We start from the raw sequence: 24,621 nt of genomic DNA, 5'->3' as shown, positions 1-24,621 counted from the left end.
CTTAAGACTTTTTATCCGGAACTAACAGAAGAGAAGAAAAAAGAATATACTCCTTTAGATATAAGACATGAAAATTACCATTTTCACAGAAATGGAAATAAATATTGGATTAATGTGAGTCCGTATATTTTCAGGAAGGAATTCTTAAAAACGGATCAAGAATTGTTGTTTGGAACATTTCATGAAGATATTACAGAATGGCTGGATGATGTTTATAAAAAGTTAGTTTAAAACTAATCGACTTTATTAAGCAAAAGGAACTCAAACACTCAGACACAAATATGGCACAGCACAACGATTTCGGCAAAAAAGCAGAAGATTTAGCAGTTGAATATTTACAGAAAAATGGCTATAAAATTCTAGTAAGAAACTTTCGGTTTCAAAAGGCAGAAATCGATATTATTGCTGAAAAGGATAATTTAATTATTGTTACAGAAGTGAAGGCGAGATCCACCGATGCTTTTATGTTGCCGCAGGAGGCAGTTACTAAAACGAAGATTAAACTAATAGTTTCCGCTGCGAATTATTATCTGGAAGAATTCAATAAAAATCTGGAAGTAAGATTTGATATTATCACTGTTCTGCCCGACGAAAAAAAGAATCTGATTGTCGAACATATAACCAATGCTTTCGAAGCATTTGATGCCAATTGATTATGCAAAACATAGACTGGGGAACAATTTATTCTGTTGTATTATATGTAGTAAAAAATTATCCTTTAAAGATAATCAGTTATTCGACTATTTTTTTAGTTATCGGATTTGTCGTAAACTTCATCTTAATTTTTAGTTTAAGAAAATTTAAAGTCACATCCAGAGAATATAAGTATTACAACTGGCTGGTTAAACTTTACATTCCGTTTATTATTTTTATCAATATCATCTTTTCTGTAAAAATGGGAATGTTCGTAGGTGTTTATCAGGCATTTAAGCAAGACAGTTATAGTATTTCAGAACAGGTTTACAATTCAGGTTCACAGTATATTTTTAGAGATACACTATCTAAAACCAAATTCATTACAACTCTTGAATTTATCTTCTCCGATCTAGAACAGAAGAATAAGAATGCAAAAATTCGGTTTGTAGATGTAGTTAAAGTTTACAATACAAAATATGTTGCATTAGATCGACCTAAAAACTGGTTGGCTTCTGCTTTTGCAGATAAATATGGTGATAGGATTCATACTTTGGTTTTATATGGTGCACTAAATTCAATTCCTCACGTTGATATTACAAAAGATCTTTCTTACAAAGAATTTGATAAAGTAAGTCAGCAATTACTACAGTTAAATCCTGAAAATCTTGAAAAATCTATTGTTGAGAAAATTCAGAATCTTTTTTTAATGGTTTTAAAATCTCAATTTAAAACTTTTGTAAAAGGAATTTTGGTAATCTAGGGACTTCTCATGTTGATTCCGTGGGTAGAATTCTGGATTTATAAATATATGATGAAAAGAAAAATGAAAAAGTAATCAATCAATAATTAAAAGTAAATAATGAAAACAATATTAGTAACCGGAGCAACATCAGGAATTGGAAAAGCTACAGCAGAGCTTTTTGCAAAGCAAGGAAACAGAATTATTATTTGTGGAAGAAGATCTGAAGTATTGGAATCTGTAAAAAATGAACTTTCTCAATATACCGAAGTTTTTAGTTTAAAATTTGATGTCCGAAATTTAGAAGAAGTGGAAACTGCCATAAATTCTCTTCCGGAAGAATGGAAGAATATTGATGTATTGGTTAACAATGCAGGAAATGCCCATGGTCTAGATCCTCTTTCTTCGGGAAAAACAGATGATTGGGATTCTATGATCGACGGAAATGTAAAAGGACTTCTGTATGTTTCTAAAATGATTATTCCGGGAATGAAGGAAAGAAATTCCGGGCATATTGTAAATATCAGTTCTGTGGCTGCCAGACAAACGTATGCTAATGGCGTGGTGTATTGTGCCACCAAAAAGGCTGTAGACGTCATTTCCGAAGGAATGAGAATAGAATTGACGGAATTCGGAATTAAAGTTACCAATATCCAGCCGGGAGCTGTGGAAACGGATTTTTCTATGGTAAGATTTAAAGGCGACACCGAAAGAGCTTCGACAGTTTACGCAGGGTATGAACCGTTAAAAGCAGAAGATATTGCTGATTCTATCGCTTATTGCGTGAACGCTCCAAAGCATGTCTGTATTTCTGATATGACGATTTATCCGACGGCACAAGCAGAACCGAGAACGATTTACAGAAAATAGTCTCAAAATAATGCCTTAAATTTGCATAAGATTCAAAGGAATTTTAAAATAAAAAAATGAAAATTTTATATCTCGAAACCTCTTCAAAAAACTGTTCGGTAGCGATTTCTGATGGCGAAAAACTTTTGTGCCTAACGGAAGAAGTTTCTGAAAACTATAAACAATCCGAAAGTCTCCACACATTTGTAGAATGGGCATTGGAAGGAGCCGGGCTTTCGATGAAAGATATTGAAGCCGTTTCTTTAGGAAAAGGGCCAGGGTCTTATACCGGTTTGAGAATCGGAGCTTCTTCGGCAAAAGGGTTCTGCTACGGACTGAAAGTTCCATTGATTGCGGTAAATTCTCTAGAAAGCATGATAGAGCCTTTTTTAAAGCAAAACTATGATTTTGTTATCCCTTTGATCGACGCAAGAAGAATGGAGGTTTATACGGCCGTTTATGACGGCGAGAAAGGAAATGAAATCTCTGAGACGGAAGCTAAAATTTTAGCTGAGAATTCTTTTGAAGAATTTAGAGATAAAAAAGTATTGTTTGTAGGTGACGGTGCAAGAAAAGCAAAGGATATTTTACAGCTTCCCAATGCTGATTTTAATGAAACGGTTTATCCTTCTGCACAATATTTAATCAAGAAAAGCCTTGAGAAGATTGATAAAAAAGAGTTTGAAGATATTGCTTATTTTGAACCTTTTTATCTGAAAGATTTTCACGGGGTAAAGAAAAAAGAGTCTTAAGAACTATTTATTCAAATCATAAAAAAAGCGAAGAAACTATTCTTCGCTTTTTTATTGTTACTGTGGCTTTGCAGGAACCATATCGGCTGGTTGAAACTGCTGCTGACCCATATTTTTTTGTTTTTTTGCTTTATTGCTGTTACCGTTGGCGGGTTGATTTTGCTGATTGTTATTCATAAAGTTAGTTCCCGGTTGCGGAGGTGTGCCGGTTCCGTTAAACTGGCTTGGCTGTTGCGGAATATTATTAGCGGTATTTACGGGGCTTTGTGGTATCGCATTTCCTTTATTATCGGTTGCCTGGAAGCTCAGGTCGCTTTTCAGATAATTCAGCATTTCTTTGGCCTTTTCGCCTTCCGGAGTTTTACCGTAATTTAATGCAATCTGTTCCAGCTGAAGAATCATGACCTCTTTCCCACTCGCCTTTCCTGAATTAAATGCATTTAACAAATATAACTTGGGAACCAGCGCATCTTTAGGGTATTGTTGGATTGTTTTATCGATGATGTCTTTACTTTCGCCAAATTTTTCAGATTCGTATAGTGCAAATGCCTGTTTATATTGATTTTCCACATCTCCTGAAGATTTCACGAAAGTACTGCTCTTCGGGTTTCTTGCAAATTCGGCGTAAGAAGTATACGGATAATCGGTTAATAAAATTTGTTTTGCTCTGTCTGCAATCTGAGGATTTTTTTCATAATTCATAGCGAAAATCTCATACAATGCCTGTAGCATTACTTTTTCTTCAGGTTTTACATCCACCAAGTCATATAAAGTTTTTGTAGCTAAAGAGGTATTGGTGAAATAATTCTGATACATCACACCCAACCCTAGAGATGCCGTATCTCTGTCTTTTTTCAATTGATCTAGCTTGGCAATTTCTGTAGGAATCTGCTCGATGTAAAAGGCAGGTTCAAAACGTCTCGGATTCGGTGCAGCAGTTGTTCCCAAAGCATCATTTTTCATGTCCTCAATAGTAGCCATTTTTTTAGAAAAACGCCAGTTGTCAATTAAGGCTCTTTCTCCCCAGGTTTGCTTAAAGGTTGAAGTTCCCTTGGAAACCGTACCTGTATTGCTGAAATAGAAGCCTTTGGTGGCAACCCCGAAATCTTCGAAGGAGTTGGAACTGTTGGCAAAAATTGAAGTTGAGCTATAATCTCCTGTATCAAAGCCTTTTGCTCTTTCTGCTCGTCTTCTTTCAAGCTCTTCTTTCTCTTCTTTTACTTTAAGTTTTGCGATATATTTTGTGAAAAAGTCTGTTTTTTGCTCCGGAGACATTTTAGCCAGATTCAGAATACTGTCATTTTTTTTGATTAAATAATAGTTTTTCGAGATCTTTTTGATGTATACCGACTGATCTGCCAAAAGTACTTTTGAAGGCTCGTAAGTCATTACCGCCAGTGCAGAATCATAATATGCTCCAGCTCCGATGTAGTCATTTTTATCCAGATACCCTTTTCCGATCTCATAATAAGCCAGACCGCGGATTTGCCCGTCGGAAACCTTTTCTTTCAGAGATTTTCTGAAATACTCCTGAGCCTCTTCTTTCTTCCCTGCTTTGTTGGCCATAAGACCCAAAGCATAGTAGAATTCGTTTTTTCTTGAGCCGTAAGTTCCTTTTTTACTGATGTCTTCCAGATATTTTCTTGCACCGCTGTAATCTCCTTTTCCGTTGAATGTTTTGGCTATTTCAATTTGAGATTTCACTTCAAATTCAAAGTCATTGGCATATTTATATGCGGCCATAAAGCTTTCTCTGGCTTTTTCATTCTGATTCAGATTTTCTAAAACCTGACCTCTCAGATAGGCAATTCTGCTCTTTAATTTTCTGTTGGAATTCAACTCAAAAGCAAGATCCAGCTCTTTTACAGCTTCCGGTTTTTTACCTGCATCCAACAGTGATTCGGAATAATAGATGCTCAGTAATTTTGCATATTGTTTGGATACTTTATCTCCTTTTAGTTTTTCGAAAATTTCGTGCGCTTTATGATAATTTTTAACCTGATCATACGCCAGGCCCTGATAAATTCTTGCCAAAGGAATTCTTTTATCATCTTTCATGTGGGTGAATACATAATTCAATGCATCAAGTGCTTCCAGAGATTTCCCTCTGTAAATTCTCGCCTGTGCAAGGATCATGTATGCATCAAAAATCTGTTTGTTCTGCTCTTCACCGTGTCTGATGACGGAATATTTATTGATTGCTTTCAAAGCTTTTGCTTCTGCAATTTCAAGTACCGAAGCTCCTTTTTGTTCGAGCTGATTGGGATCTCCCGTCGCTGTTCCTGTTCCTCCGGACATCGGGTTTCCCGGCATTCCTGGTGGCATTCCCGGAGGACCTCCTCTCCCATTGTTATTCTGAGTTGGTCTGTTTACTTCTGCCATTTTCATAGAGTTTTCTGCAAAAGCGGCAGACTGTCCAAGGTCGCTTCCCAAGGGCTGATCTTCGTAAGTAAGAATAGGAATATAAGGCGCATAAAAATTGTCCTTATGTGCTTTATCCCTCGTCTCAAACTCGTTATTTAAAGCATCTTTTGCGTTAAATAAAGTGTTGTAGTATGTAGTAAATCCTTTTAAAAACTTTGATCGCTGTTCCGGCTTTTTCACTCTCGTGCTGCAGGAAGCAACAATACAAACTATCAAAAGGAATAAAATATTCTTTTTCATTATTCAATATAACTCGCTAATCTACTTTTTATTATCAGTAGGATTGATGATTTTGTAAAAATAATAAAATTTTATATTGAAATTGGTTATATTTCTTTCAAAATTTTGTAAACCAAATGAGTAGGAAGCCCCATGATGGTATAGAAACTGCCCTTCATGTGTTTAATTTTAGCCATTCCGAGCCATTCCTGGATTCCGTAGCTTCCCGCTTTATCGAAAGGTTTATAATTTTGGATATAATATTCTATTTCATCATCAGTGATTTCATCAAGTTCTACATCGGCAACATCGGTTTCCGTAATGGTTTTATTTAAAGTTTTAATAGTAATTCCGGTGTAAACCTGATGTGTTTTCCCTGAAAGAAGTTTCAGCATTATTCTTGCATCAGCTTCATCAGTTGGTTTTCCAAGAAATTGATTATCAATGGCAACAACTGTATCAGCAGTTAACAAAACTTCTCCTTCTTCCAAGTTCCGGAATGCATTGGCTTTTAATTCAGACAGATAGGAAGCCGACTCTCCTACTTTGATGTGTTCAGGAACAATTTCTTCACAATCTATTTTTACCACTTCAAATTCAAAACCTAAATTGGATAAAAGTTCTTTTCTTCTAGGCGATTGTGACGCTAATAATAATTTCATTATCAATTAATTAAATAGATTGAGTGTTGTCATCATGCCATTTTCCCTGAACTTTCATGACCTGTTCGATTACGTCGCGTACGGCTCCGCTCCCACCCTTTACCGGTGAAATGTATGATGCAATACCTTTCACTTCAGGAACAGCATTTTCCGGACAGGCTGCAATTGCAGAATTTTTCATAATGTGAATATCCGGCAAGTCGTCACCCATTGTTAATATTTCTTCGTTTTTAAGATTATATTTAGCCTTAAAATCTTCAAAATCTGCCATCTTATTATGGGATTTCGCATAATAATCTTCAATTCCGAGATAATTGATTCTGTGTTTTACCATTTCATCATTTCCACCTGTTATCACTCCGATTAAATAATTGTTTTTTAAAGCTTTAACTACAGCGTAACCATCTAGGACATTCATTACTCTTGACATATTTCCGCCAGGCATCAGGTAAACACTTCCGTCTGTGAAAACACCGTCTACGTCGAATACAAATGCCTTAATATCTTTTAATTTCTCTTTATAACTCATACATTTTTTGAATTGAGTGATTCATTGTTTTGTAAACTTCAAGACTTTCGCCCTGTAATAATTGCTCATGTAATTCCAGAATTCTTTTGTCGTTTCTTACAGCCGGGCCGGTCTGGGCTGATCTGGGTTCAATCTCATGAATTTTCTGAACGGTTTCATCAATTAACGGTAAGAAATAGTCAAACGGAATTTGCTGAGAATCTGAAATTTCCTTTGCTCTCGAAAAAAGATGATTCACAAAATTACAGGCAAAAACGGCTGTTAGGTGAATGTATTTTCTTTTTTCATGAGTACTTTCCATGACATTCTGAGAAACTTTGGAAGCGATTTCAGATAATGTTTTCTGATCTTCTTCATTTTCCGTCTCAATAAAAAACGGAATTTTTGAATAATCCAATTCTTTTGATTTTGAAAAAGTCTGCAAAGGATAAAAACTTGCTTTTCTGTAATTGCCTTGTAAAATTTCTTTCGGAAGTGAGCCGGAAGTGTGGGCAACCAGACAATTTTCTTTGGTGATGATCTTTGAAACATCTTCTACGGAATTATCACTTACACAAATAATATATAAATCTGATTCAACTAGATTTTTCGTTGAATAAGAGATATTCAATTCTTGAGAAATTTTATGGAGTTCTTTCTCATTTCTTCCAAAAATCTGTGCCAACGGAACATGATTTTGTACAAAAGCTTTTGCCAGATGATAGGCAACATTTCCGGATCCGATAATTACAATTTGCATAAAACAAAGATAGGTTTTTTGTAAAGAGTTTGATAAAGAAGGGGAGTGCGATACTATAAATTCGATGCTGAATCTTTCTGCTCCGGCATTTATAGTGTAATTTTTTCATCCTTAATCATTTAATTTTTCATTATGAGAAAACATTTGGACTAAAAATTGAATAAGTAATTTAACTTTCAACTATTTTTGTAATCCAAAACAATGAAAGCATCTTATGAAGATTAAGGACGCGGAAATTATTTCGTTGATGCAAGACCCACGAACTCAGGATAAAGGAGTTCGTGCTTTAATGGATGCTTATCAGAGTAGATTGTATTGGCACATAAGAAGAATTATTGTGGACGGTGATCTTGCTCAGGACACTTTGCAGGAGACTTTTATAAAAGCTTATCAGAATTTTCACCAGTTTAAAAATGATAGTCAGCTGTATACATGGCTGTACAGAATCGCTACCAATGAGGCATTGCAGCAGGTAAACAAGCTGAAAAAAATGCAGAAAACGGATGAAGACCCTGAATATCATATGCAGAATTTAGTTGCCGATAATGTAGAAGGGGATGCCGAAGAAATACAGATTCTGCTTCAGCATGCTATACAAAGTCTGCCCGAAAAGCAGAAACTGGTATTTACGATGCGGTATTATGATGATCTGCCTTACGAAGAGATATCTAAAATTGTAGATATGTCGGTAGGGACGCTAAAAACGAATTATCATTATGCCAAGCAAAAAATAGAAGAATATATCAAAGAGAATTACGAGAGATAATTTTTGAGAAACAACAACATGAAAGACTTTGATCTGGAAAAATTAGAGCGCAGGAATATCTACAAAGTCCCTGATAATTTATTTGAAAATATTCAGGGTAGGGTATTGAGCGGGATGAATGATTTTGATCTGGAAAAATTAGAACGTAAAAACATTTACACAATTCCTGAAAATCTGTTTGAAACGGTACAGGAAAATGTGATGAATAAAGTATTGCCTGCTAAGAAAGCTCCGATTTTCAAATTAAATTGGGCGTATGCGGCTGCGGCATCATTAGCTTTGATCTTTGGAGCAACTTTTGTTTTCAATAACGGAGACGTTAATGAAGAGGCGCAGCACACATTTGCTGTAAATAATAATGAACCTAAAACAGAAAGTCAGATTGCTTACGAAACCTTACAGTCTGATTTAACTTCTGTGGAAAATAATAATCAAACAGTTAGCAATCAGAGAAATAAAGAAGCTTTTCTCACAAAAATTGATCGTGCAGAAAAAGCTGAAAATGATGCAAGTAAAACAGTAAAACCTGTTTCGACACAAAAAGAAGTACAAATGAATGAATATCTGGATAACTTCTCAAATTCTGAAATTGCAGAGTTGGCAAGCAACTCTACACAGGATGTTTATTTGGACTTATATAATTAAGATAAGATGAAAAAGATATTATTTACACTTTTTATTATTTACGGTTTTGGCTTAAATGCCCAAAGGACGGATTACGACTGGAAGAAAATGGATCCTAAGCAAAGAAAAGAGGTGATAAATAATCTTTCTCCGGAAGAGAGAAAAGCGCTTCTTACTAAGTTCAGGAATAATATGGTGATGGAAAATCTGAATATTGATCCAAGTGATAAAGCAGAATTTACAGATATTTACAATGAATATCTTGAAAGCCAGAAGCAGATCAAAAGCCAGTTTAATTCTGATTTTAATCCGGAAACATTATCTGATGATGAAGCAAAAGCTAAACTTCAGCAGAGTTTTGATGTAGGGCAGAAGCTGTTGGATAATAGAAAAAAATATGCTGATAAGATGCAGCAGGTAATTCCTTGCCAGAAAGTTTTGAAGCTGTTTCAGTCCGAAGGAATGATGAGGGATAAAATGAATGAAAGAAAACCTCGGGGAAACAATAGTAACGCACCAAGACAAAGGCAAAACCCATAATAGTTTATTTTTTTAATGTTGGACGACTCTTGCAATTTACTTGTAAGAGTCGTTTAATTTTAAAGGAATTCATAGTTTTGCGGAAAATATTTAATTATGAAAAAAATTATTTTGTTTCTGATGTTTTCTGTTTCGCTGATTGCTCAGAGAGTGGAGCTAATAAAACTTAACGGGAATATTAAGGACAAAAACTCTCGCACGAAATCTCTTACTTTTATCGATAACAGAACCGATAAATTTATCGGAACAATAGCTGATAAAAAAGAAACCGCCGAAATAAAATTTGAGAACGAGGATTTGAAAAACTATATCGAGAATTGGTTTTTAAATGACAATAAAAAACTGGGAAATACCGATGTTGTTGTCATGCTTGAAGAGTTGAAAATATATGATGAACAGAATGAAAACAAAGATTATCCTTTCGCCAAGCTTAAAATAAAAATGTCGAGTTTCCTGAAAAGAATTGATAGGTATTATTTCATGAGCCGATTTGATAACGTAATTGTCTGCAACCCAAAACTTACCACTCATCCACAGAGATTTCTGGCGCCGCAAATTGCAGATATCATGACAGAATTTATTAAACTTTCGTATTCTTATTCGGTTACGGGAGCTTACATTCCTGAAAATGAAATTAATAATTATGATAAATATTTAAGTCAAAATTATAAAGCTTTTAATAACTATGAGCTTAAGGACGGAGTTTATAATGATTTTAAAGGGTTTTATAACCAAGAACCTAATGCACAATATTCAATCAAAAAAAATAAGAAAGGGAAAGTTACAGGATTGTTACACAATGGTGCTGATGTTTCTTATTCAGAGATGTATTGTTATGTAGATGGAGGAAAAGCATACAAACTGACACCTGTGGGATTTGATGAAATGAAAAAAGATGATAAAGGATTCTATATTTATACTTCCAGAGTCAATCTTTTTGCAGGAGGAAAAGGAAGCGGAATTATAGTTGGTGCAGTTTTAGGGGGAATTCCCGGAGCATTAATAGGTGCTGCCATCGAATCCGGAACAAATCCTCCCAACGGAGCGGTGCAAGGAATTGGCTATCGTTCTTCACAAGAATCTAATGTTTATATTGATTCTTTAACCGGAGCTTATATTTTTGAAAAATAAAATTTAAAATCAAGAAGATAATTTTTATTTTAAAGTAAAATTTTATAATGAAAAAAATACTTTTCTTTCTGTTGTTTTCTGTTTCATTAATGGCTCAGAAAACCGAAATTATAGATTTATCAAAATCCATTAAAGATAACAAAAACTCGATCCGAAATTTTACAGTTATTGATCAAAGGCCAAATAAAGAAATTGGGAGCATCATATTTCACAAAGATCAGGTGAATATTGCTTTTGAAAAAGATGCTGTGACAGATCTAAAAGACTGGTTTTATAAAAATAATACGGTAAGAGGAAATGAAGATTTTGTTTTACTATTGGAAAATATAGAAATTACTGAAGAGAAGAAAGAAAAATATTCAATAGGTAAATTAAATTTTAGAGCAAGTACTTTTATTAAAAAAGAAGATGGTTATCATTTTATTTACAGAAAAGATACGGTTGCAGCTATTTCGTCTTTAAAAACACCATATCTTGCCCAAAGTTTATCTAAAAAAATTACCGTTATTTTCACAGATTTATTAAAAAGTTCTTACCAGAAAACACCTTGGGAATTTAGTGTTTCGGAAAGTGATCTTCCGAATTATACCTCATTATTAAAAGATAAGCTTGATATTTTAAAAACAGCGGAATTAAAAGAAGGAGTTTATAAAGATTATTACAGTTTTTTCACTCACAATCCCGAACCAGAATATACGCTTTTGACGAATAATAAAGGAATTGTTACAAAAGCTGTAAAAGCTGACGACAAGAAAGCTATAAGATATTTCTACGCTTTTGTACATAATGGAATCCCGTACAAGAATATTCCTGTGGGATATACAGAGATTTTTAAAGATGAAAATGGACTTTTTATTGAAGCTACAAAAACAGATTTATTTCCGGAAAATTCTACAAGTGCAGTTTCTATTGGTGCGGCAGCAGGAGGTTTAGTGGGAGGAGTAATCGGTGCGGTTGTGGACATCAGTTTCGGAAATAAAAAACGAACAAATAACGGATATCAGGTTTATATTGATCCTTTTACTGGACATTATATATTACCCGAAGATTTTGGAAAATCTAAATAAAGCAAAAGAGAGACAATTTGTCTCTCTTTTGCTTTATTTGTTATCGGTAGAATAGGAGTAAGGAAAATCTTTCTCATCGGTTCCCCGTTCTTTATTCGGTTGAGGAACCATATCAAATTTCAAAGTGGCTCCTTTCATCAATTCTGAATGACTCAGCCAGTTTTTAGAATATTTTTTACCATTAAATTTCAAAGAATTCAAATAACGGTGTTCATCGCTGTTATTTTCGGCTTTAATTTCAATCGTTTTTCCATTTTCTAAATGTATTTTAGCATTTTTAAACAAAGGGGCTCCCAAAACATACTGATCCGTCGCAGGAGTTACAGGATAAAAGCCAAGCGCAGAGAAAATGTACCATGCCGAAGTTTGTCCGTTATCTTCGTCACCACAATATCCATCCGGCGTTGGTTGATACAGTCGATTCATGGTTTCGCGAACCCAATATTGTGTTTTCCAGGGCTCTCCAGAATAATTGTATAAATAAATAATATGCTGAGCCGGCTGATTTCCATGAGCATACTGTCCCATATTGGCATTTACCATTTCTTGGATTTCATGAATCGTTTCGCCATAATAAGAGTTATCGTAAACCGGAGGAAGTTCAAAAACCTGATCCAGTTTTTTCGAAAATTCTTTTCTTCCGCCCATTAATTTTGCCAAACCGTCAATATCCTGAAAAACCGACCAAGTATAATGCCATGAATTTCCTTCCGTAAAAGCATCGCCCCATTTAAACGGATTAAAAGGAGTCTGAAAACTTCCATCCTGATTTCTTCCCCGAGCTAATTTCGTTTCCGGATCGATTACTTTCTGGAAATTTTGGGATCGTCTGTAATATTCTCCCCATTCAGATTCGGGTTTTCCTAAAGCTTTTCCGAGCTGGGCAATCGCAAAATCATCATAAGCATACTCCAAAGTTCTCGCAGTGTTTTCATTGATCTTAACATCGTAAGGAACATAGCCTAATTTTTTATAATATTCAATTCCAAGTCTTCCCGTTGCTTGCGGACCTTCATTATTCGCACCATGAAGTAAAGCCTCATACAAAGTTTCAATATCATATCCTCGCAAACCTTTCGTATAGGCATCTGCAACCACTGAAGCCGAATTATTTCCGATCATAATATCTGAATACGACGGACTCGACCATTCCGGAAGCCAGCCGCCTTCTTTATAATCATTAATTAAACCTTTTTGCATCTCAATATTGATGCTTGGATAAACAAGATTCAAAAAAGGGTAGAGTGCTCTGAAAGTATCCCAAAAACCTGTTCCTGCAAATCGATATCCAGCCTCTGTTTTCCCAGAATACGGACTGTAATGAACGACTTCTCCGGCTTTATTGATCTCATACATTTTATGCGGAAAACAAAGCATTCTGTACAGTGAGGAATAAAAAGTTCTCATTTGATCAATAGTCCCGCCTGCAACTTCAACTCGTTTTAATTTTTCATTCCAGGCTAATTTTGCTTTATTTAAAGTTTGATCGAATGAATCTTTGTTGAGTTCTCTTTGCAAGTTTAATTCCGCCTGTTCTAAACTGATAAAGGAAGAAGCGACTTTTAAATTCACTTTTTCGCCTTTTTTCGTAGCAAAACCAACAATAGCTCCACAGTGATCCCCTGTAATTTCCAAAGCATCTTTTACAAAATCTTTATCCTTCCAGGTTGAATATTTCGTGAAAGGTTTATCAGCATAAATCACAAAATAATTTTTAAATCCGGTCAGTTTTCCCCTTGAATATTTTGTGGAATAACCTACAATTTTATTTTGAGATGGAATAATCGTAATGCTCGAACCTTTATCAAAAGCATCCACTACAAACCATGAATTTTAAGAATCAGGATAAGTAAGACGTAATTGTGCCGCTCTTTCAGTGGGCGTAATTTCTGCCGTTACATCATGATCCGCTAAATAAACACTGTAATAATAAGGTTTGGAAACCTCCGATTTATGGGAAAACCAACTCGCTCTTTCATCTTCATTAAAACGCATCTTTCCTGTGATGGGCATAATCGAAAACATTCCGTAATCGTTCATCCATGGTGATGGTTGATGAGTCTGTTTGATTCCTCTAATTTTATCGGCATCATAAGTGTATTGCCATCCGTTTCCGTTTTTCCCGGTTTGTGGAGTCCATAGATTCATTCCGTGAGGAACGGTAACCGCAGGATAAGTGTTTCCGTTGGAAAGGGAAGGTTTTGAAAGAGAGCCGATCAGAGGATTCACAAATTCTTCGGGATTCTGTAAGGCATTTTCAATCCATTGCGATTTCAGCTGACTGAAAGGAATTATCAAAAGGAATAAAAAAACTTTTTTCATTTTTAATAAACGTTTGAACTTTTTAGATTTTGCTTTGAAAAGGTAAAGATTTATCGGGAATTACAGAGAGGATTTATCATAATATTTAATTTGTTTTTCTGAATCAGAAAGAGAAGTGACAATCATTCCTTCTTGGCTTATAAATTGATACTAGAGAATTTATTGAATTTTGGATGGATAATGAAAAGACAGATTGTAATTTTAGCTCTTATTTTTAATTGTTTCTTCTTTTTCCGCGCACAGGAAAAAAAAGATTCGATTTATTATAAAATTGAAAAATTTTCAGATAAAAGGAAAGTTACCAAATTCATTCACAGGTTTATATTTCGTCGGGAAGCGGACTCCGCTTCTGTTAAAACAACAACGGAAAAACTGGCACAAGAAACCTACAACGGAAAACACATCAGAAATATCAGGATCGAAACGATTGATCCGTTTGGATATGGTTCTGAAGACAAAAAAGAAAAATCCAGATGGTACGATTGGTTCACCAATCATCTTCATTCCAATACGAAAGTTTCTACGGTTAACAACTACCTGCTTTTTCAGAAAGGAGAGGAGTATAATGCCCAGAAAATCTACGAATCCGAACGTTTACTGAGAGCAATGCCTTTCATCAACAGGGTGAATATCAGCGTTTCCGACAGTACTTCAACCAAGGATTCTATCGATGTCGTAGTAAAAGTCCTCGATTCCTGGAGCCTGAAACCAAGACTCAGCTATTCCGGAAGTAAAATAGGATTGGGAGTTACCGAAGAAAATGTGTTTGGGCTAGGTCATGAGTTTGATTTTCTTTACCGAAACGATTCCAAAGAAAAACAGAATTATTTCTTGGGAAGCTATACCGCTTACAATCTTTTCGGATCATATATTAATGCTCAAATCTTGGGAGAAAGGGATTTCGCCAAAAATGAGAGGATCAATTTCAATGTAACAAGAGATTTTTTCTCTCCGTTGACAAAATGGGCAGGAGGTTTTAATTTCGAATATTTTATGCGGAAGGTTTTGCTGCCTATAGAATCGGAAAGTACTTTTCCTGAAGTACAGATCAAAGTTTACAGTCAGGATTTGTGGGGTGGTTATCAGATTCCCGTTTCTTCAAGTCCGACGGAAAAAGTATCGAGTAATATTGCTTTGATAGGAAGATTTCAGAATTACCAGTACAAAGACAGCCCCGGAATCGATCAGTATCAATATTTCAGCTCTTACAGCAGTTTTCTGATGTCGGTAGGATTTGTCCAAAGGAAATTTCAGGTTGAGAAAAATATTTTTCAATATGATTTGCCTGAAGATATTGCTTATGGAAATTCGGTAAATCTTACAGGAGGAGGTTTGTCAAGAAGCAATAAAATTATTCCTTATGCAGGAATTTCTGCGGCTTACGGTGATTTTACCAATATCGGATATTTCAGTGTAAAAGCTCAATTCGGAAGATTCTTCAACGAAGACAGACAAAACCGCGAGTCTTTCCGTCTGGACGGAACGTATTTTACCAACCTTATGGACTGGAAATTTGCCAAGGTAAGACATTTTTTTTCCCCTACTTTAGCATTGGGAAATCCGCAGCATAATTATTCTTACAGAGACAGAATTAATCTTTCATCGGGAGATGAATTTCCTGTCTATACAGCAGATTATATTGGAACAAAAAAATTGGTTTTAAGATATCAGCTTCAGCTTTTCGTGAACAAAACCTGGAAAAATTTTCACTTTAGCCCATATTTAACTGCAGCTGTCGGCTGGCTTGGAATGCCGGATGAAAAATTACTGAAAACGAATACCAATACAAAGATCGGGATCGGGGTGCTGATCAATAATCCGTTTTTGGTTTTCAACAGGATTCAGATTTCTTTTACCTATTATCCTCGTGTGCCTTTCGATAATAATTCTTTGTTTGATTTTAACAGTAACAGAAATAATTTGCTTCCAATGAACAGTTTCGGGACAGAAATCCCGCATTTCGTGAATTTTGGAAATTGATTTAAACTTTTTTACCAAAAGATTTTAGCACCTTAGTTTTTTAAGTTTAATATGTAAATGAAAAGAAGAACATCAGTTAAAAAAAAATTCAATTTTTTCTCTTTGCAAATTTTTAAATAAATTCAATAAAGTCTTTTGTCCCTTTTGCGGTTATATTTGAATGATGTTAATATTTAAAAGTTAATTTTTCACTCTATAAAATTAAGAATGAGGAATTATGCTGCATTTTATTATCTTTGCAAATTACAAGGTTCTTAAATGAAAAACATACGAAATTTTTGCATAATCGCCCATATCGACCACGGTAAAAGTACTTTGGCGGATCGTCTTTTGGAGTATACCAACACGGTGACCCAAAGAGAATTACAGTCTCAGACGCTGGATGATATGGATTTGGAGAAAGAACGCGGGATTACGATCAAGTCTCACGCCATCCAGATGGATTATGAATATAAAGGCGAAAAATTTATATTAAACTTAATTGATACACCGGGACACGTAGATTTTTCTTACGAGGTTTCCCGTTCAATTGCTGCCTGTGAAGGAGCACTTCTTATTGTGGATGCTGCGCAAAGTATTCAGGCACAGACGATTAGTAATTTGTATTTAGCATTGGAAAATGATTTAACGATCATCCCTATTTTAAATAAAATTGACCTTCCTTCTGCAAATCCTGAAGAAGTAACCGACGAAATCATGAATCTTATCGGTTGCGAATATGAAGACGTTTTAAGAGTTTCCGGAAAAACAGGAGAAGGAGTTCACCATTTGCTGGAGCAGATTGTGGAAAGAATTCCTGCTCCGGTTGGAGATCCGGATGCGCCACTTCAGGCTTTGATCTTTGACTCGGTTTATAATCCGTTCAGAGGAATTGAGGCGTATTTCAAAGTGGTAAACGGAAGTATTTCAAAAAACGAAAAAGTAAAATTCTTCGCAACAGGAAAAGAATATGGTGCTGACGAAGTGGGTACTTTAAAGCTGAAACAGGTTCCGAAGAAAACGATCCAGTGTGGAGACGTTGGATATCTGATTTCAGGAATTAAAGATGCAAGAGAAGTAAAAGTGGGTGATACGATTACGTCTTTTGAAAATCCGGCTTCCGGACCGATCGAAGGTTTTGAGGAAGTAAAGCCAATGGTTTTTGCGGGTATTTACCCGATTGATTCCGAGGATTTTGAAGAATTGAGGTTCTCTCTTGAAAAATTAAGACTGAATGATGCTTCTCTGGTTTTCGAACCTGAAAGTTCTGCGGCTCTTGGTTTCGGTTTCCGTTGCGGATTCTTAGGAATGCTTCACATGGAAATCGTTCAGGAAAGATTAGATAGAGAGTTCAATATGAACGTGATCACAACGGTTCCGAACGTGTCTTATTTTGGATACTCGAAAAAAGAACCGGAAGTTCCGATCCTGATTAACAACCCGTCTGAAATGATGGATCCTTCGATTATGGATAGAGTAGAAGAGCCTTTCATTAAGGCTTCCATCATCACTAAATCTGATTTCGTAGGTTCTGTAATGACGCTTTGTATAGAAAAAAGAGGAGAAATCGTTAATCAAAGTTATTTAACATCAGAAAGAGTTGAGCTGATCTTCAATATGCCTTTGGCTGAGGTTGTTTTTGACTTTTACGACCGTTTAAAATCAATTTCTAAAGGGTATGCTTCATTCGACTATCATCCGATAGGTTTTAGAGCTTCTAAGCTTGTAAAAATGGATATCCTGATCAACGGAGATATGGTAGATGCACTTTCTTCATTGATCCACGACTCTAATGCATATCACATCGGTAAAAAAATGTGTGAAAAGCTTCGTGAGCTGATCCCTAGACAGCAATTTGATATTGCGGTTCAGGCGGCTTTAGGAACAAAAGTTATTGCCAGAGAAACGATTAAAGCCTTAAGAAAAGACGTTACCGCAAAATGTTACGGAGGAGATATTTCCAGAAAACGTAAACTTTTGGAAAAGCAGAAAGAAGGTAAGAAGAAAATGAAGCAGATTGGTAGGGTAGAAGTACCACAATCGGCGTTCATGGCTGTTTTGAAGTTGAATGATTAACCACTATTGATGGTTTTAAATATAAATCCGCAGAAAACATCTGCGGATTTTTCTATTCTAGTATTTCTTTTCTTTGACTATTCATGATTTGCTCATTTATTGAAGATTTATAAATTTTTGAAGTTGCACTATCGATTTTAATTTTAAATTGTTTTTGACCTTTTCCTGCAAAATACGGAATCGCAATGATAAATAATTCATTAGGTTCTAAGGTGAAAAAAGAGGGAAATGCTGGGGGAATACAACTATTAACTGCATATCGTGTATTTAAAACCTTCTGCCATTTATCATCTTTATTTTTTATGAAAGGACTAGAGTATCTTAGGTAATCAGTATTAATTTTCAGTTGTTTTGCAGAAATGTTTTTGATGAAAACGGCATATGATTTAAAACTAACCACTTTGTCATTTCTTAATTTGTAAAGTGGAATTGTATCTTTTTCTTTAACAATAATTTCAATGTTTTCTGAGTTTAAATCATCAGTTACTTTTACATTTTTTGAAGAGATTCCTTGAAAAGGTTGTTTATAAAAATATGGCAGAAGTGACTGATTAAGAATAAAACTTGACTGTTGTTTTTGGCCAACAGCAGGAGGTACTGGTATCCAGTTGATGTCTTGATAATATTTTATTTGAATAGTATCTTTTGAAAATCCTTTATAAACCAAATTACTACCGAAATCAAAACTATCAGTATTAAATTTTTCAATTCTCATTTTCTCACCTTTTGGAAAACTCAGAACAATATCATCTGCAAAAGACTTTTCCTCTTTGCAGCTTATCAAGAGTACAATTAAAATCAAAAGAAATTTATTCATTCAAATCTTTTTCTAAGAATTTTGAATGTACAAAAAAACCGCTTCAAATTGAAGCGGCTTTAATTATTTTTTACGGGTATATTTTATTTCCATGGTTTTATATTCTTTCCCAGTCTTCGAATCAGGTCCATACATTTCCATTTTCTGAGTATTATCATCAATAAACGTAAACACTTCCCTGAAATCACAATCTTTTCCCGGTCTTGAAGGATCAGTCATTTTTCCTTTGAACTCGATGGATTTTGTGGATGGGTTCCAATCGCCCTCTCCGTGCATAATTCCGGTTCCCATATTGTCGATCCAAGTGCTCACAAATTTCTTTTTAGAATTGTCATAGCCAACAATGCTCATTCCTTCAAAAGGCATTCCCATAAAATCGCCTTTATGTTCACTTACCTGATAGCGGCCGTCGAAAATCATTTTGTTGGTGGCTTCAGATTTACTCGTCATAGGTTTTCCGCCGTTTTCCATCCACATGGTGTTTTCTCCTAACCAAGCTCCGTCTGATTTTGCCATCATTTTCTGCATTTCACCGGGAGTGGCATAGTCCATCCAGGCTTTGGTTGCCGTTGCGGAATCTACTGGCTTCCATTCTTCGCTTTTCTCAGTTTTTACATCCATTTTTACTTTATCACAAGCTGTAAACAGAATAGCAGTGCAGGCTGCAAATAATAAATTCTTCATAATCGTTTAGTTTTAAGTTGTTTATAAATTTAATCAAAATAACAAGACAAAATTTTTTTATTTTAAATTTGATATTGTTCAATCTAAATTGTAAATTTGTGTATTCGTAACGCAAATTAATTCAATGAATACTCCAAAAAAAATCCAAGACATCAAAGTTGCTGTAGATGCTGTTATTTTCGGATATTTTGATAAGAAAGACCTTCAACTTTTGTTGATTCAGAGGAATATTGAGCCGTTCAAAGGTGGTTGGGCACTTCCCGGCGGATTGGTTTTGGATGATGAAAATTTGGATGATGCCGTAAAAAGAGAATTATATGAGGAAGCGGGCATAAAGCCTGATTTTCTGGAGCAACTCTATACTTTTGGAAATGTGGGTCGCGATCCAAGAAACAGGGTAGTTTCGATAGCTTATTTGGGACTTGTAAATCCTTCTTATCATGAACTGTTTGCCGATTCTGATGCAGATGATGCACAATGGTTCAGTGTGAATCAGCTTCCGAAGCTGGCTTTTGACCATCAAACGATTATCGACCTTGCGTTAAAAAGGCTTCGTACCAAAATCCAGTATCAACCGATCGGGTTCAATCTTCTCAATGAAGAATTCGCCTTTTCTGACTTGGAAAATCTTTATAAAACCATTATCGGAAAAGAAATTGACCGCCGAAATTTCCGTAAAAAAATCATGAGCTACGGACTGCTCAATGATACCAATACGTTAAAAAAAGAAGGCAGCGGAAGGCCCGGAAAGTTATTTACTTTCAATGAAGAAAAGTATAAGGAGCTTGAGGAGCAGGGGTTCTATTTTGAAATCAAATAAATTTAATCTATTAGTTTCCAACTCATTCAAAGATTCAAATTCATACCCATTTGTGAAGATATTGGAGAAATAAGTGTTTTAATAAGATAAATTTTTTACACTGATAATCAATATATTAAAATAATTAGCGTAAAATTAACACAAATAGATTTGGAGAATAAAATCATAATTTTTTACATTTGTGTAAAAATAACGCAATAATGAAATATCACTTACAAAATATAATTGAAAGATTCCAGAGAAAAGAAAAGCTGAAGTTTTTATTCTTTTGGGGGCATACGGTGAAAGATGAAATTACAAAAGCATGTTTCAGTCAATGGTTTCCTTTTGAGTTTGAAGAAAACGGAATTGTTTACAAAACAGCTGAACATTATATGATGGCCGGAAAAGCAAAATTATTTAATGATGAGGAGATTTTAGGAAAAATATTAGAAGCAAGTTCTCCCAATCAGGCGAAAAGTTTAGGCAGAAAAGTCAAAAATTTTGATCCGAAAAGCTGGGATGACCATAAGTATGACATTGTAAAGCAGGGAAATCTTTTGAAATTTTCTCAAAATGAAAAGTTTAAGGAATTTTTGCTTTCAACAAATGATAAGATTTTGGTAGAAGCCAGTCCCTACGATAAAATCTGGGGAATCGGAATGCTGGAAACAGATACGAGAGCAGAAAATCCACTGTTATGGAATGGTGAAAATCTGTTAGGATTTGCTTTGATGGAAGTAAGAGACGAATTAAGAAGGTAAAAACACATAACCCAACACAAAGTATTCATTATGAAAAAGAAAGAATTACACCCACAAATTTTCGTAATCGAGAATTTTCTGACCGATGAAGAATGTGATCATTATATTGAGTTAACAAAAGATAAAGTCTTTGAAGAAGCCAAAATCAATATGGGTGGCCGGCAAATGATGAGCAAAGGAGTTAGAAATAACGATCGACTGATGATTTTTGATAACGATTTGGCCGAAAATCTTTTTAAAAAAGCGGCTGAATTTCTTCCTCAGACTCATGACGACTATAACGTTTTGGATTTTAATGAAATGTTCAGAATTTATAAATATTCTTCAGGACAAAGATTCAAAATGCATAGGGATGGAAGCTACATCAGAAATGTAAATGAGAAAAGTTTTTATACCTTTCTGATTTACTTGAATGATGATTTTGAAGGCGGAGAAACAGAATTCGAAAATTTATTTACTGTTGCTCCGAAGAAAGGTTCTGCATTGGTTTTTTACCATCCTTTGAGACACGAAGGAAAAACTTTAATCAATGGTTTAAAGTACGTTTTGAGAACGGATGTCATGTATTCTAAAAAATAGTTCGAAAAGAATTATGACAAAACCATGCAGTTTTTAATTAGCGTAAAACGAACACAAAATAAAGTGAATTATGGAAGAAGACTTAAAACCAAGATTCATCGAGTCATTACAGAGAAATAATGATCAGATCAGAGAAGACCGTGCCCGAATTATCGGAGAAGACGCAGAGCTCATTTATAGGCGTAAAGTAGAAGATATCGAACTGAAAATCAAAAGACTGGAAAGAGAACAGGAAGGTTTAATCGACATCAGCCCATTAGACAAAAACAGTTTGACATTCGCTGATTTTCAGCCGGAAGCATTCGTTCAGAAAGACATAGAATTATCATTAATCATCAGAAATTTAAATATTCAATTAGAACTGACAAGAAAAAGATTTGAATATTTATTTGGCAAAAAAATTTAAGTTATGGGAGGTACAAGATACGATATGGACGCTCGTTTTGACAGAGCAAAAAAAGCAGGATATGCATCAAAATCTGCAAGTGAAATTTTCACGCAGAATGCAAAGAGAAAAGCACATGAATCGATGAATCCACACGGTATTTCTTTCAGGGAATCAAGGGATTCCGCAGTACATCCTAATTCAGTTCCGATCATTTTAGGACTGGACGTGACGGGAAGTATGGGACATATTCCTTATGATTTGATTCAGGAAGGTCTTCCAAAACTAATGGGCGGAATTATCCAGGGTGGAGTTCCTGATCCGGCGCTCTTATTCTTAGGAATAGGAGATCATGAATGTGATGGTTATCCCTTACAAGTTGGCCAGTTTGAATCGGGAGATGAAGAGCTTGATATGTGGTTGACAAGAACGTATATCGAGTCCGGAGGTGGAGGAAATGCAGGAGAAAGTTATTTACTGGCTTGGTATTTTGCCGCTTTTCACACGAGAACGGATGCTTTTGAAAAGAGAAACCAGAAAGGATTGTTATTCACAGTTGGCGATGAACCTTGCCTGAAAACACTTCCTGCTTCAGCGATCAGAGAGATTATGGGAACAGGTCAACAAACCTTTAAACATACGGAATTGCTGGCAGAAGCTCAGAAAAAATATGAGGTTTTTCACATCAGCGTTCTGCATTCCGGACAAGCGGTTAATGCTGATAAAGGTTGGAAAGATCTGCTGGGGCAAAACTGTTTGTCTATCGAAGATTACAGAGATGTTCCGAAAGTGATTAAAGATGTGGTTTGCAGTAAATTTAAAGATAGCTTTGCTACAAAGGATTTAAAAGGATTAGATAATATTCAAATGTATTAAAATGAAAACAGCACAAATAATTATAGGCTTAGGATTTGGGGACGAAGGTAAAGGGATTACCACCGATTTTCTGGCTCAGCAACATCCTGAGTCTGTAGTTATTCGGTTTTCTGGAGGTCAACAGGCGGCTCATACGGTGATCATTGACAATAAAAAGCACATTCATTCCAGCTTTGCGAGTGGCGCGCTGCGTGGTTTGCCTTCCTATTTTACGGAACATTGTACGGTTCATCCGACATTTTTGTTCAATGAAAGGGAAGAGCTAATGCAAAAAAGTGGAAATGTTGAATTGACAATCCACCCTTTAGCAAAAGTGACAACTCCTTTTGATGTTTTATACAACAGAAAGAATATCAAAAATTTAGAGCACGGAACTTGCGGAAAAGGAGTAGGTGCAACAATGAAAAGAAATGAAAGCCCGTTTAAATTATTTGCAGTTGATTTAATCGCTCCAAGACCTATGCTGATTGAAAAATTAAAAGGAATTGCCAATTACTATGGCTTTGAAGAAGGAGAAGAAATTGAAAATGCTTTGCAGGATTTTTTAGAAGCGATTGATAAAATGGATTGGAAAATAGAAGGTTATGACTACTTGAAATCATTTAATCGTCTTATTTTTGAAGGAAGCCAGGGAATTTTACTGGATATGGATCATGGTGTTTTTCCGAATGTGACTTATGCAAATACGACTTCTAAAAACGCTTATGAAATCTGTCAGTTATTAAAAATTGAAAACATTGAAATGTTTTATGTGACCAGAAGTTACTCAACCCGTCACGGAAGTGGATGGATGAGCAATGAAAAATCATTAAATCTGAAAAATAATGAAGAAGAAACCTGTACATTTAATGAGTTTCAAAAGGATTTGCGTTTCGGAAATTTGGATTATGGGTTGTTGAATTATGCCTTGAAAGTGGATGAAGCCTATGGTGTTGCTCAAAAGAAAAATCTGGTGATAACTTGCTTAGATCAGTTAGATGAAAAATTTGAAATAGAAAATCTTAAGGTGAAATTTGATCAGATTTTTGGATCTTATTCACCTTATTCAAGGGATTTTAAAAGAATTGATTGATAAGAATATTGATTAAATAAAATAATTAGACACAATCATAACATCAATAGGAGTGGGCTTTAGCCTATTTTCATCATGAAAAAAATCCAATGGCTTTAGCCAAAACTTAAATAAAAATAACCATGAAAACTATAACATATTTAAAAGGCGACGCAACAAATCCGAAAACCGAAGGAAATAAAATCATCACTCATATCTGTAACGATATCGGTGGTTGGGGAAAAGGTTTTGTTTTAGCCATTTCAAAACGATGGAAAAAGCCTGAAAATGAATACAGAAAGTGGTTTCAAAACAGTGCAAATTTTACACTTGGAGAAACTCAAATGGTTCAGGTTGAAAATGATCTTTGGGTATGCAATATGATTGGTCAGCATAAAACAATTTCCAATTCAAAAAGAATTTCACCTATCAGATATGAAGCAGTTGAACAGTGTCTAAATAAACTTTCTGATGAAGCTTTAAAATTAAATGCTAGTGTTCATATGCCAAGAATTGGTTGCGGTTTGGCTGGTGGAAAATGGGAAGAAATCGAACCAATTATCGAAAGAACTTTGCTGAAAAATAATGTGGAAGTATATGTTTATGATTTTGAATAAATAAATTAAAAACAC

Annotated in this window: 24 protein-coding genes and 1 pseudogene; 18 read left to right on the top strand and 7 right to left on the bottom strand. The window is 35.0% G+C overall.

What is annotated here, in order from left to right; genetic code table 11:
* Positions 1–281: 281 nt before the first annotated feature.
* The 4 genes from BUA89_RS19955 to tsaB all read left to right on the top strand — a co-directional run bounded on the left by BUA89_RS19955 (position 282) and on the right by tsaB (position 2,976).
* Positions 282–653: a YraN family protein gene (locus BUA89_RS19955; protein ID WP_072962922.1), complete on the top strand. Its 372-nt coding sequence runs from the start codon at positions 282–284 to the stop codon at positions 651–653.
* A 2-nt stretch (positions 654–655) separates the two neighbouring features.
* Positions 656–1,396: a hypothetical protein gene (locus BUA89_RS19950; RefSeq protein WP_072962919.1), complete on the top strand. Its 741-nt coding sequence runs from the start codon at positions 656–658 to the stop codon at positions 1,394–1,396.
* Between the two features lie 99 nt (positions 1,397–1,495).
* A complete protein-coding gene (locus BUA89_RS19945) occupies positions 1,496–2,245 on the top strand; it encodes an SDR family NAD(P)-dependent oxidoreductase (protein WP_072962915.1) in 750 nt (249 codons plus the stop codon).
* Between the two features lie 56 nt (positions 2,246–2,301).
* Positions 2,302–2,976 carry a tRNA (adenosine(37)-N6)-threonylcarbamoyltransferase complex dimerization subunit type 1 TsaB gene (gene tsaB, locus BUA89_RS19940; RefSeq protein ID WP_072962912.1) on the top strand — a complete coding sequence of 225 codons (675 nt, stop codon included), beginning with the start codon at positions 2,302–2,304 and terminating at the stop codon, positions 2,974–2,976.
* A gap of 57 nt (positions 2,977–3,033) precedes the next feature.
* Here tsaB and porW read toward each other — a convergent pair whose 3' ends face one another.
* The 4 genes from porW to BUA89_RS19920 form a co-directional block, all read right to left on the bottom strand.
* Positions 3,034–5,640: a type IX secretion system periplasmic lipoprotein PorW/SprE gene (gene porW, locus BUA89_RS19935; RefSeq protein WP_143152410.1), complete on the bottom strand. Its 2,607-nt coding sequence runs from the start codon at positions 5,638–5,640 to the stop codon at positions 3,034–3,036.
* Between the two features lie 86 nt (positions 5,641–5,726).
* The gene (locus tag BUA89_RS19930) at positions 5,727–6,281 is read right to left on the bottom strand and encodes a Maf family nucleotide pyrophosphatase (RefSeq protein WP_072962909.1); all 555 of its coding nucleotides are present in this window, start codon (positions 6,279–6,281) and stop codon (positions 5,727–5,729) included.
* 10 nt (positions 6,282–6,291) lie between these two features.
* On the bottom strand, positions 6,292–6,810 hold the full coding sequence (locus BUA89_RS19925; protein WP_072962907.1) for a KdsC family phosphatase: 519 nt from the start codon (positions 6,808–6,810) through the stop codon (positions 6,292–6,294).
* Positions 6,800–7,549, bottom strand: coding sequence for a Rossmann-like and DUF2520 domain-containing protein (locus BUA89_RS19920; RefSeq protein WP_072962904.1), 750 nt, complete (start codon positions 7,547–7,549; stop codon positions 6,800–6,802). The genes BUA89_RS19925 and BUA89_RS19920 overlap by 11 nt, the downstream gene beginning before the upstream one ends.
* Positions 7,550–7,763: 214 nt before the next feature.
* Here BUA89_RS19920 and BUA89_RS19915 point away from each other — a divergent pair, with 214 nt between their 5' ends.
* The 5 genes from BUA89_RS19915 to BUA89_RS19895 all read left to right on the top strand — a co-directional run bounded on the left by BUA89_RS19915 (position 7,764) and on the right by BUA89_RS19895 (position 11,677).
* Positions 7,764–8,315, top strand: a complete 552-nt coding sequence (locus tag BUA89_RS19915) for an RNA polymerase sigma factor (protein ID WP_072962900.1) — start codon at positions 7,764–7,766, stop codon at positions 8,313–8,315.
* Positions 8,316–8,333: 18 nt separating this feature from the next.
* Complete coding sequence (locus tag BUA89_RS19910; RefSeq protein ID WP_228420641.1) at positions 8,334–8,960, top strand: hypothetical protein; 627 nt, start codon at positions 8,334–8,336, stop codon at positions 8,958–8,960.
* A gap of 6 nt (positions 8,961–8,966) precedes the next feature.
* Positions 8,967–9,479, top strand: coding sequence for a hypothetical protein (locus tag BUA89_RS19905; protein ID WP_072962897.1), 513 nt, complete (start codon positions 8,967–8,969; stop codon positions 9,477–9,479).
* A gap of 96 nt (positions 9,480–9,575) precedes the next feature.
* Positions 9,576–10,610: a glycine zipper 2TM domain-containing protein gene (locus BUA89_RS19900; RefSeq protein ID WP_072962894.1), complete on the top strand. Its 1,035-nt coding sequence runs from the start codon at positions 9,576–9,578 to the stop codon at positions 10,608–10,610.
* 47 nt (positions 10,611–10,657) lie between these two features.
* Complete coding sequence (locus tag BUA89_RS19895) at positions 10,658–11,677, top strand: hypothetical protein (RefSeq protein WP_072962891.1); 1,020 nt, start codon at positions 10,658–10,660, stop codon at positions 11,675–11,677.
* 33 nt (positions 11,678–11,710) lie between these two features.
* On the opposite strand, the pseudogene BUA89_RS19890 reads toward BUA89_RS19895, so the two are convergent.
* Positions 11,711–13,999, bottom strand: a pseudogene (locus BUA89_RS19890) (GH92 family glycosyl hydrolase).
* 180 nt (positions 14,000–14,179) lie between these two features.
* On the opposite strand from BUA89_RS19890, the gene BUA89_RS19885 reads away from it, so the two are divergent.
* Together BUA89_RS19885 and lepA are read left to right on the top strand one after the other, a co-directional pair.
* Positions 14,180–15,979, top strand: a complete 1,800-nt coding sequence (locus BUA89_RS19885; RefSeq protein WP_072962887.1) for a hypothetical protein — start codon at positions 14,180–14,182, stop codon at positions 15,977–15,979.
* A gap of 258 nt (positions 15,980–16,237) precedes the next feature.
* Positions 16,238–18,034 carry a translation elongation factor 4 gene (gene lepA / locus BUA89_RS19880; protein WP_072962884.1) on the top strand — a complete coding sequence of 599 codons (1,797 nt, stop codon included), beginning with the start codon at positions 16,238–16,240 and terminating at the stop codon, positions 18,032–18,034.
* Between the two features lie 52 nt (positions 18,035–18,086).
* Here the strand turns inward: lepA and BUA89_RS19875 are convergent, their stop codons facing one another.
* The gene (locus tag BUA89_RS19875; RefSeq protein WP_072962881.1) at positions 18,087–18,851 is read right to left on the bottom strand and encodes a hypothetical protein; all 765 of its coding nucleotides are present in this window, start codon (positions 18,849–18,851) and stop codon (positions 18,087–18,089) included.
* Positions 18,852–18,914: 63 nt separating this feature from the next.
* Positions 18,915–19,535 carry a DUF1579 domain-containing protein gene (locus BUA89_RS19870; protein WP_072962877.1) on the bottom strand — a complete coding sequence of 207 codons (621 nt, stop codon included), beginning with the start codon at positions 19,533–19,535 and terminating at the stop codon, positions 18,915–18,917.
* 142 nt (positions 19,536–19,677) lie between these two features.
* Here BUA89_RS19870 and BUA89_RS19865 point away from each other — a divergent pair, with 142 nt between their 5' ends.
* The 7 genes from BUA89_RS19865 (at position 19,678) to BUA89_RS19835 (ending at position 24,606) form a co-directional block, all read left to right on the top strand.
* On the top strand, positions 19,678–20,355 hold the full coding sequence (locus BUA89_RS19865) for an NUDIX hydrolase (protein ID WP_072963087.1): 678 nt from the start codon (positions 19,678–19,680) through the stop codon (positions 20,353–20,355).
* 200 nt (positions 20,356–20,555) lie between these two features.
* A complete protein-coding gene (locus BUA89_RS19860; RefSeq protein ID WP_072962874.1) occupies positions 20,556–21,098 on the top strand; it encodes an NADAR family protein in 543 nt (180 codons plus the stop codon).
* A 30-nt stretch (positions 21,099–21,128) separates the two neighbouring features.
* Positions 21,129–21,677, top strand: a complete 549-nt coding sequence (locus tag BUA89_RS19855) for a prolyl hydroxylase family protein (protein WP_072962871.1) — start codon at positions 21,129–21,131, stop codon at positions 21,675–21,677.
* 70 nt (positions 21,678–21,747) lie between these two features.
* Positions 21,748–22,083 (top strand): hypothetical protein, encoded by a 336-nt coding sequence (locus BUA89_RS19850; RefSeq protein WP_072962867.1) that lies wholly within the window; start codon positions 21,748–21,750, stop codon positions 22,081–22,083.
* Positions 22,084–22,086: 3 nt separating this feature from the next.
* Complete coding sequence (locus BUA89_RS19845) at positions 22,087–22,938, top strand: hypothetical protein (protein ID WP_072962864.1); 852 nt, start codon at positions 22,087–22,089, stop codon at positions 22,936–22,938.
* A 1-nt stretch (position 22,939) separates the two neighbouring features.
* Entirely contained in the window at positions 22,940–24,010 is a 1,071-nt protein-coding gene (locus BUA89_RS19840; RefSeq protein ID WP_072962861.1) for an adenylosuccinate synthetase, read from the top strand.
* Between the two features lie 122 nt (positions 24,011–24,132).
* Positions 24,133–24,606 carry a macro domain-containing protein gene (locus BUA89_RS19835; RefSeq protein ID WP_072962858.1) on the top strand — a complete coding sequence of 158 codons (474 nt, stop codon included), beginning with the start codon at positions 24,133–24,135 and terminating at the stop codon, positions 24,604–24,606.
* Positions 24,607–24,621: the final 15 nt, after the last annotated feature.

The sequence above is a fragment of the Chryseobacterium arachidis genome, from assembly GCF_900129245.1.
GTDB lineage: Bacteria > Bacteroidota > Bacteroidia > Flavobacteriales > Weeksellaceae > Chryseobacterium > Chryseobacterium arachidis.
This window is presented reverse-complemented; position numbering and strand designations above follow the sequence as displayed.

What these genes read in the sequence shown, in the direction of transcription:
- BUA89_RS19955 (WP_072962922.1), top strand. Translation starts at nt 282, where the DNA reads ATGGCACAGCACAACGATTTCGGCAAAAAAGCAGAAGATTTAGCAGTT.
- BUA89_RS19950 (WP_072962919.1), top strand. Translation starts at nt 656, where the DNA reads ATGCAAAACATAGACTGGGGAACAATTTATTCTGTTGTATTATATGTA.
- BUA89_RS19945 (WP_072962915.1), top strand. Translation starts at nt 1,496, where the DNA reads ATGAAAACAATATTAGTAACCGGAGCAACATCAGGAATTGGAAAAGCT.
- tsaB (WP_072962912.1), top strand. Translation starts at nt 2,302, where the DNA reads ATGAAAATTTTATATCTCGAAACCTCTTCAAAAAACTGTTCGGTAGCG.
- porW (WP_143152410.1), bottom strand. Translation starts at nt 5,640, where the DNA reads ATGAAAAAGAATATTTTATTCCTTTTGATAGTTTGTATTGTTGCTTCC.
- BUA89_RS19930 (WP_072962909.1), bottom strand. Translation starts at nt 6,281, where the DNA reads ATGAAATTATTATTAGCGTCACAATCGCCTAGAAGAAAAGAACTTTTA.
- BUA89_RS19925 (WP_072962907.1), bottom strand. Translation starts at nt 6,810, where the DNA reads ATGAGTTATAAAGAGAAATTAAAAGATATTAAGGCATTTGTATTCGAC.
- BUA89_RS19920 (WP_072962904.1), bottom strand. Translation starts at nt 7,549, where the DNA reads ATGCAAATTGTAATTATCGGATCCGGAAATGTTGCCTATCATCTGGCA.
- BUA89_RS19915 (WP_072962900.1), top strand. Translation starts at nt 7,764, where the DNA reads ATGAAGATTAAGGACGCGGAAATTATTTCGTTGATGCAAGACCCACGA.
- BUA89_RS19910 (WP_228420641.1), top strand. Translation starts at nt 8,334, where the DNA reads ATGAAAGACTTTGATCTGGAAAAATTAGAGCGCAGGAATATCTACAAA.
- BUA89_RS19905 (WP_072962897.1), top strand. Translation starts at nt 8,967, where the DNA reads ATGAAAAAGATATTATTTACACTTTTTATTATTTACGGTTTTGGCTTA.
- BUA89_RS19900 (WP_072962894.1), top strand. Translation starts at nt 9,576, where the DNA reads ATGAAAAAAATTATTTTGTTTCTGATGTTTTCTGTTTCGCTGATTGCT.
- BUA89_RS19895 (WP_072962891.1), top strand. Translation starts at nt 10,658, where the DNA reads ATGAAAAAAATACTTTTCTTTCTGTTGTTTTCTGTTTCATTAATGGCT.
- BUA89_RS19885 (WP_072962887.1), top strand. Translation starts at nt 14,180, where the DNA reads ATGAAAAGACAGATTGTAATTTTAGCTCTTATTTTTAATTGTTTCTTC.
- lepA (WP_072962884.1), top strand. Translation starts at nt 16,238, where the DNA reads ATGAAAAACATACGAAATTTTTGCATAATCGCCCATATCGACCACGGT.
- BUA89_RS19875 (WP_072962881.1), bottom strand. Translation starts at nt 18,851, where the DNA reads ATGAATAAATTTCTTTTGATTTTAATTGTACTCTTGATAAGCTGCAAA.
- BUA89_RS19870 (WP_072962877.1), bottom strand. Translation starts at nt 19,535, where the DNA reads ATGAAGAATTTATTATTTGCAGCCTGCACTGCTATTCTGTTTACAGCT.
- BUA89_RS19860 (WP_072962874.1), top strand. Translation starts at nt 20,556, where the DNA reads ATGAAATATCACTTACAAAATATAATTGAAAGATTCCAGAGAAAAGAA.
- BUA89_RS19855 (WP_072962871.1), top strand. Translation starts at nt 21,129, where the DNA reads ATGAAAAAGAAAGAATTACACCCACAAATTTTCGTAATCGAGAATTTT.
- BUA89_RS19850 (WP_072962867.1), top strand. Translation starts at nt 21,748, where the DNA reads ATGGAAGAAGACTTAAAACCAAGATTCATCGAGTCATTACAGAGAAAT.
- BUA89_RS19845 (WP_072962864.1), top strand. Translation starts at nt 22,087, where the DNA reads ATGGGAGGTACAAGATACGATATGGACGCTCGTTTTGACAGAGCAAAA.
- BUA89_RS19840 (WP_072962861.1), top strand. Translation starts at nt 22,940, where the DNA reads ATGAAAACAGCACAAATAATTATAGGCTTAGGATTTGGGGACGAAGGT.
- BUA89_RS19835 (WP_072962858.1), top strand. Translation starts at nt 24,133, where the DNA reads ATGAAAACTATAACATATTTAAAAGGCGACGCAACAAATCCGAAAACC.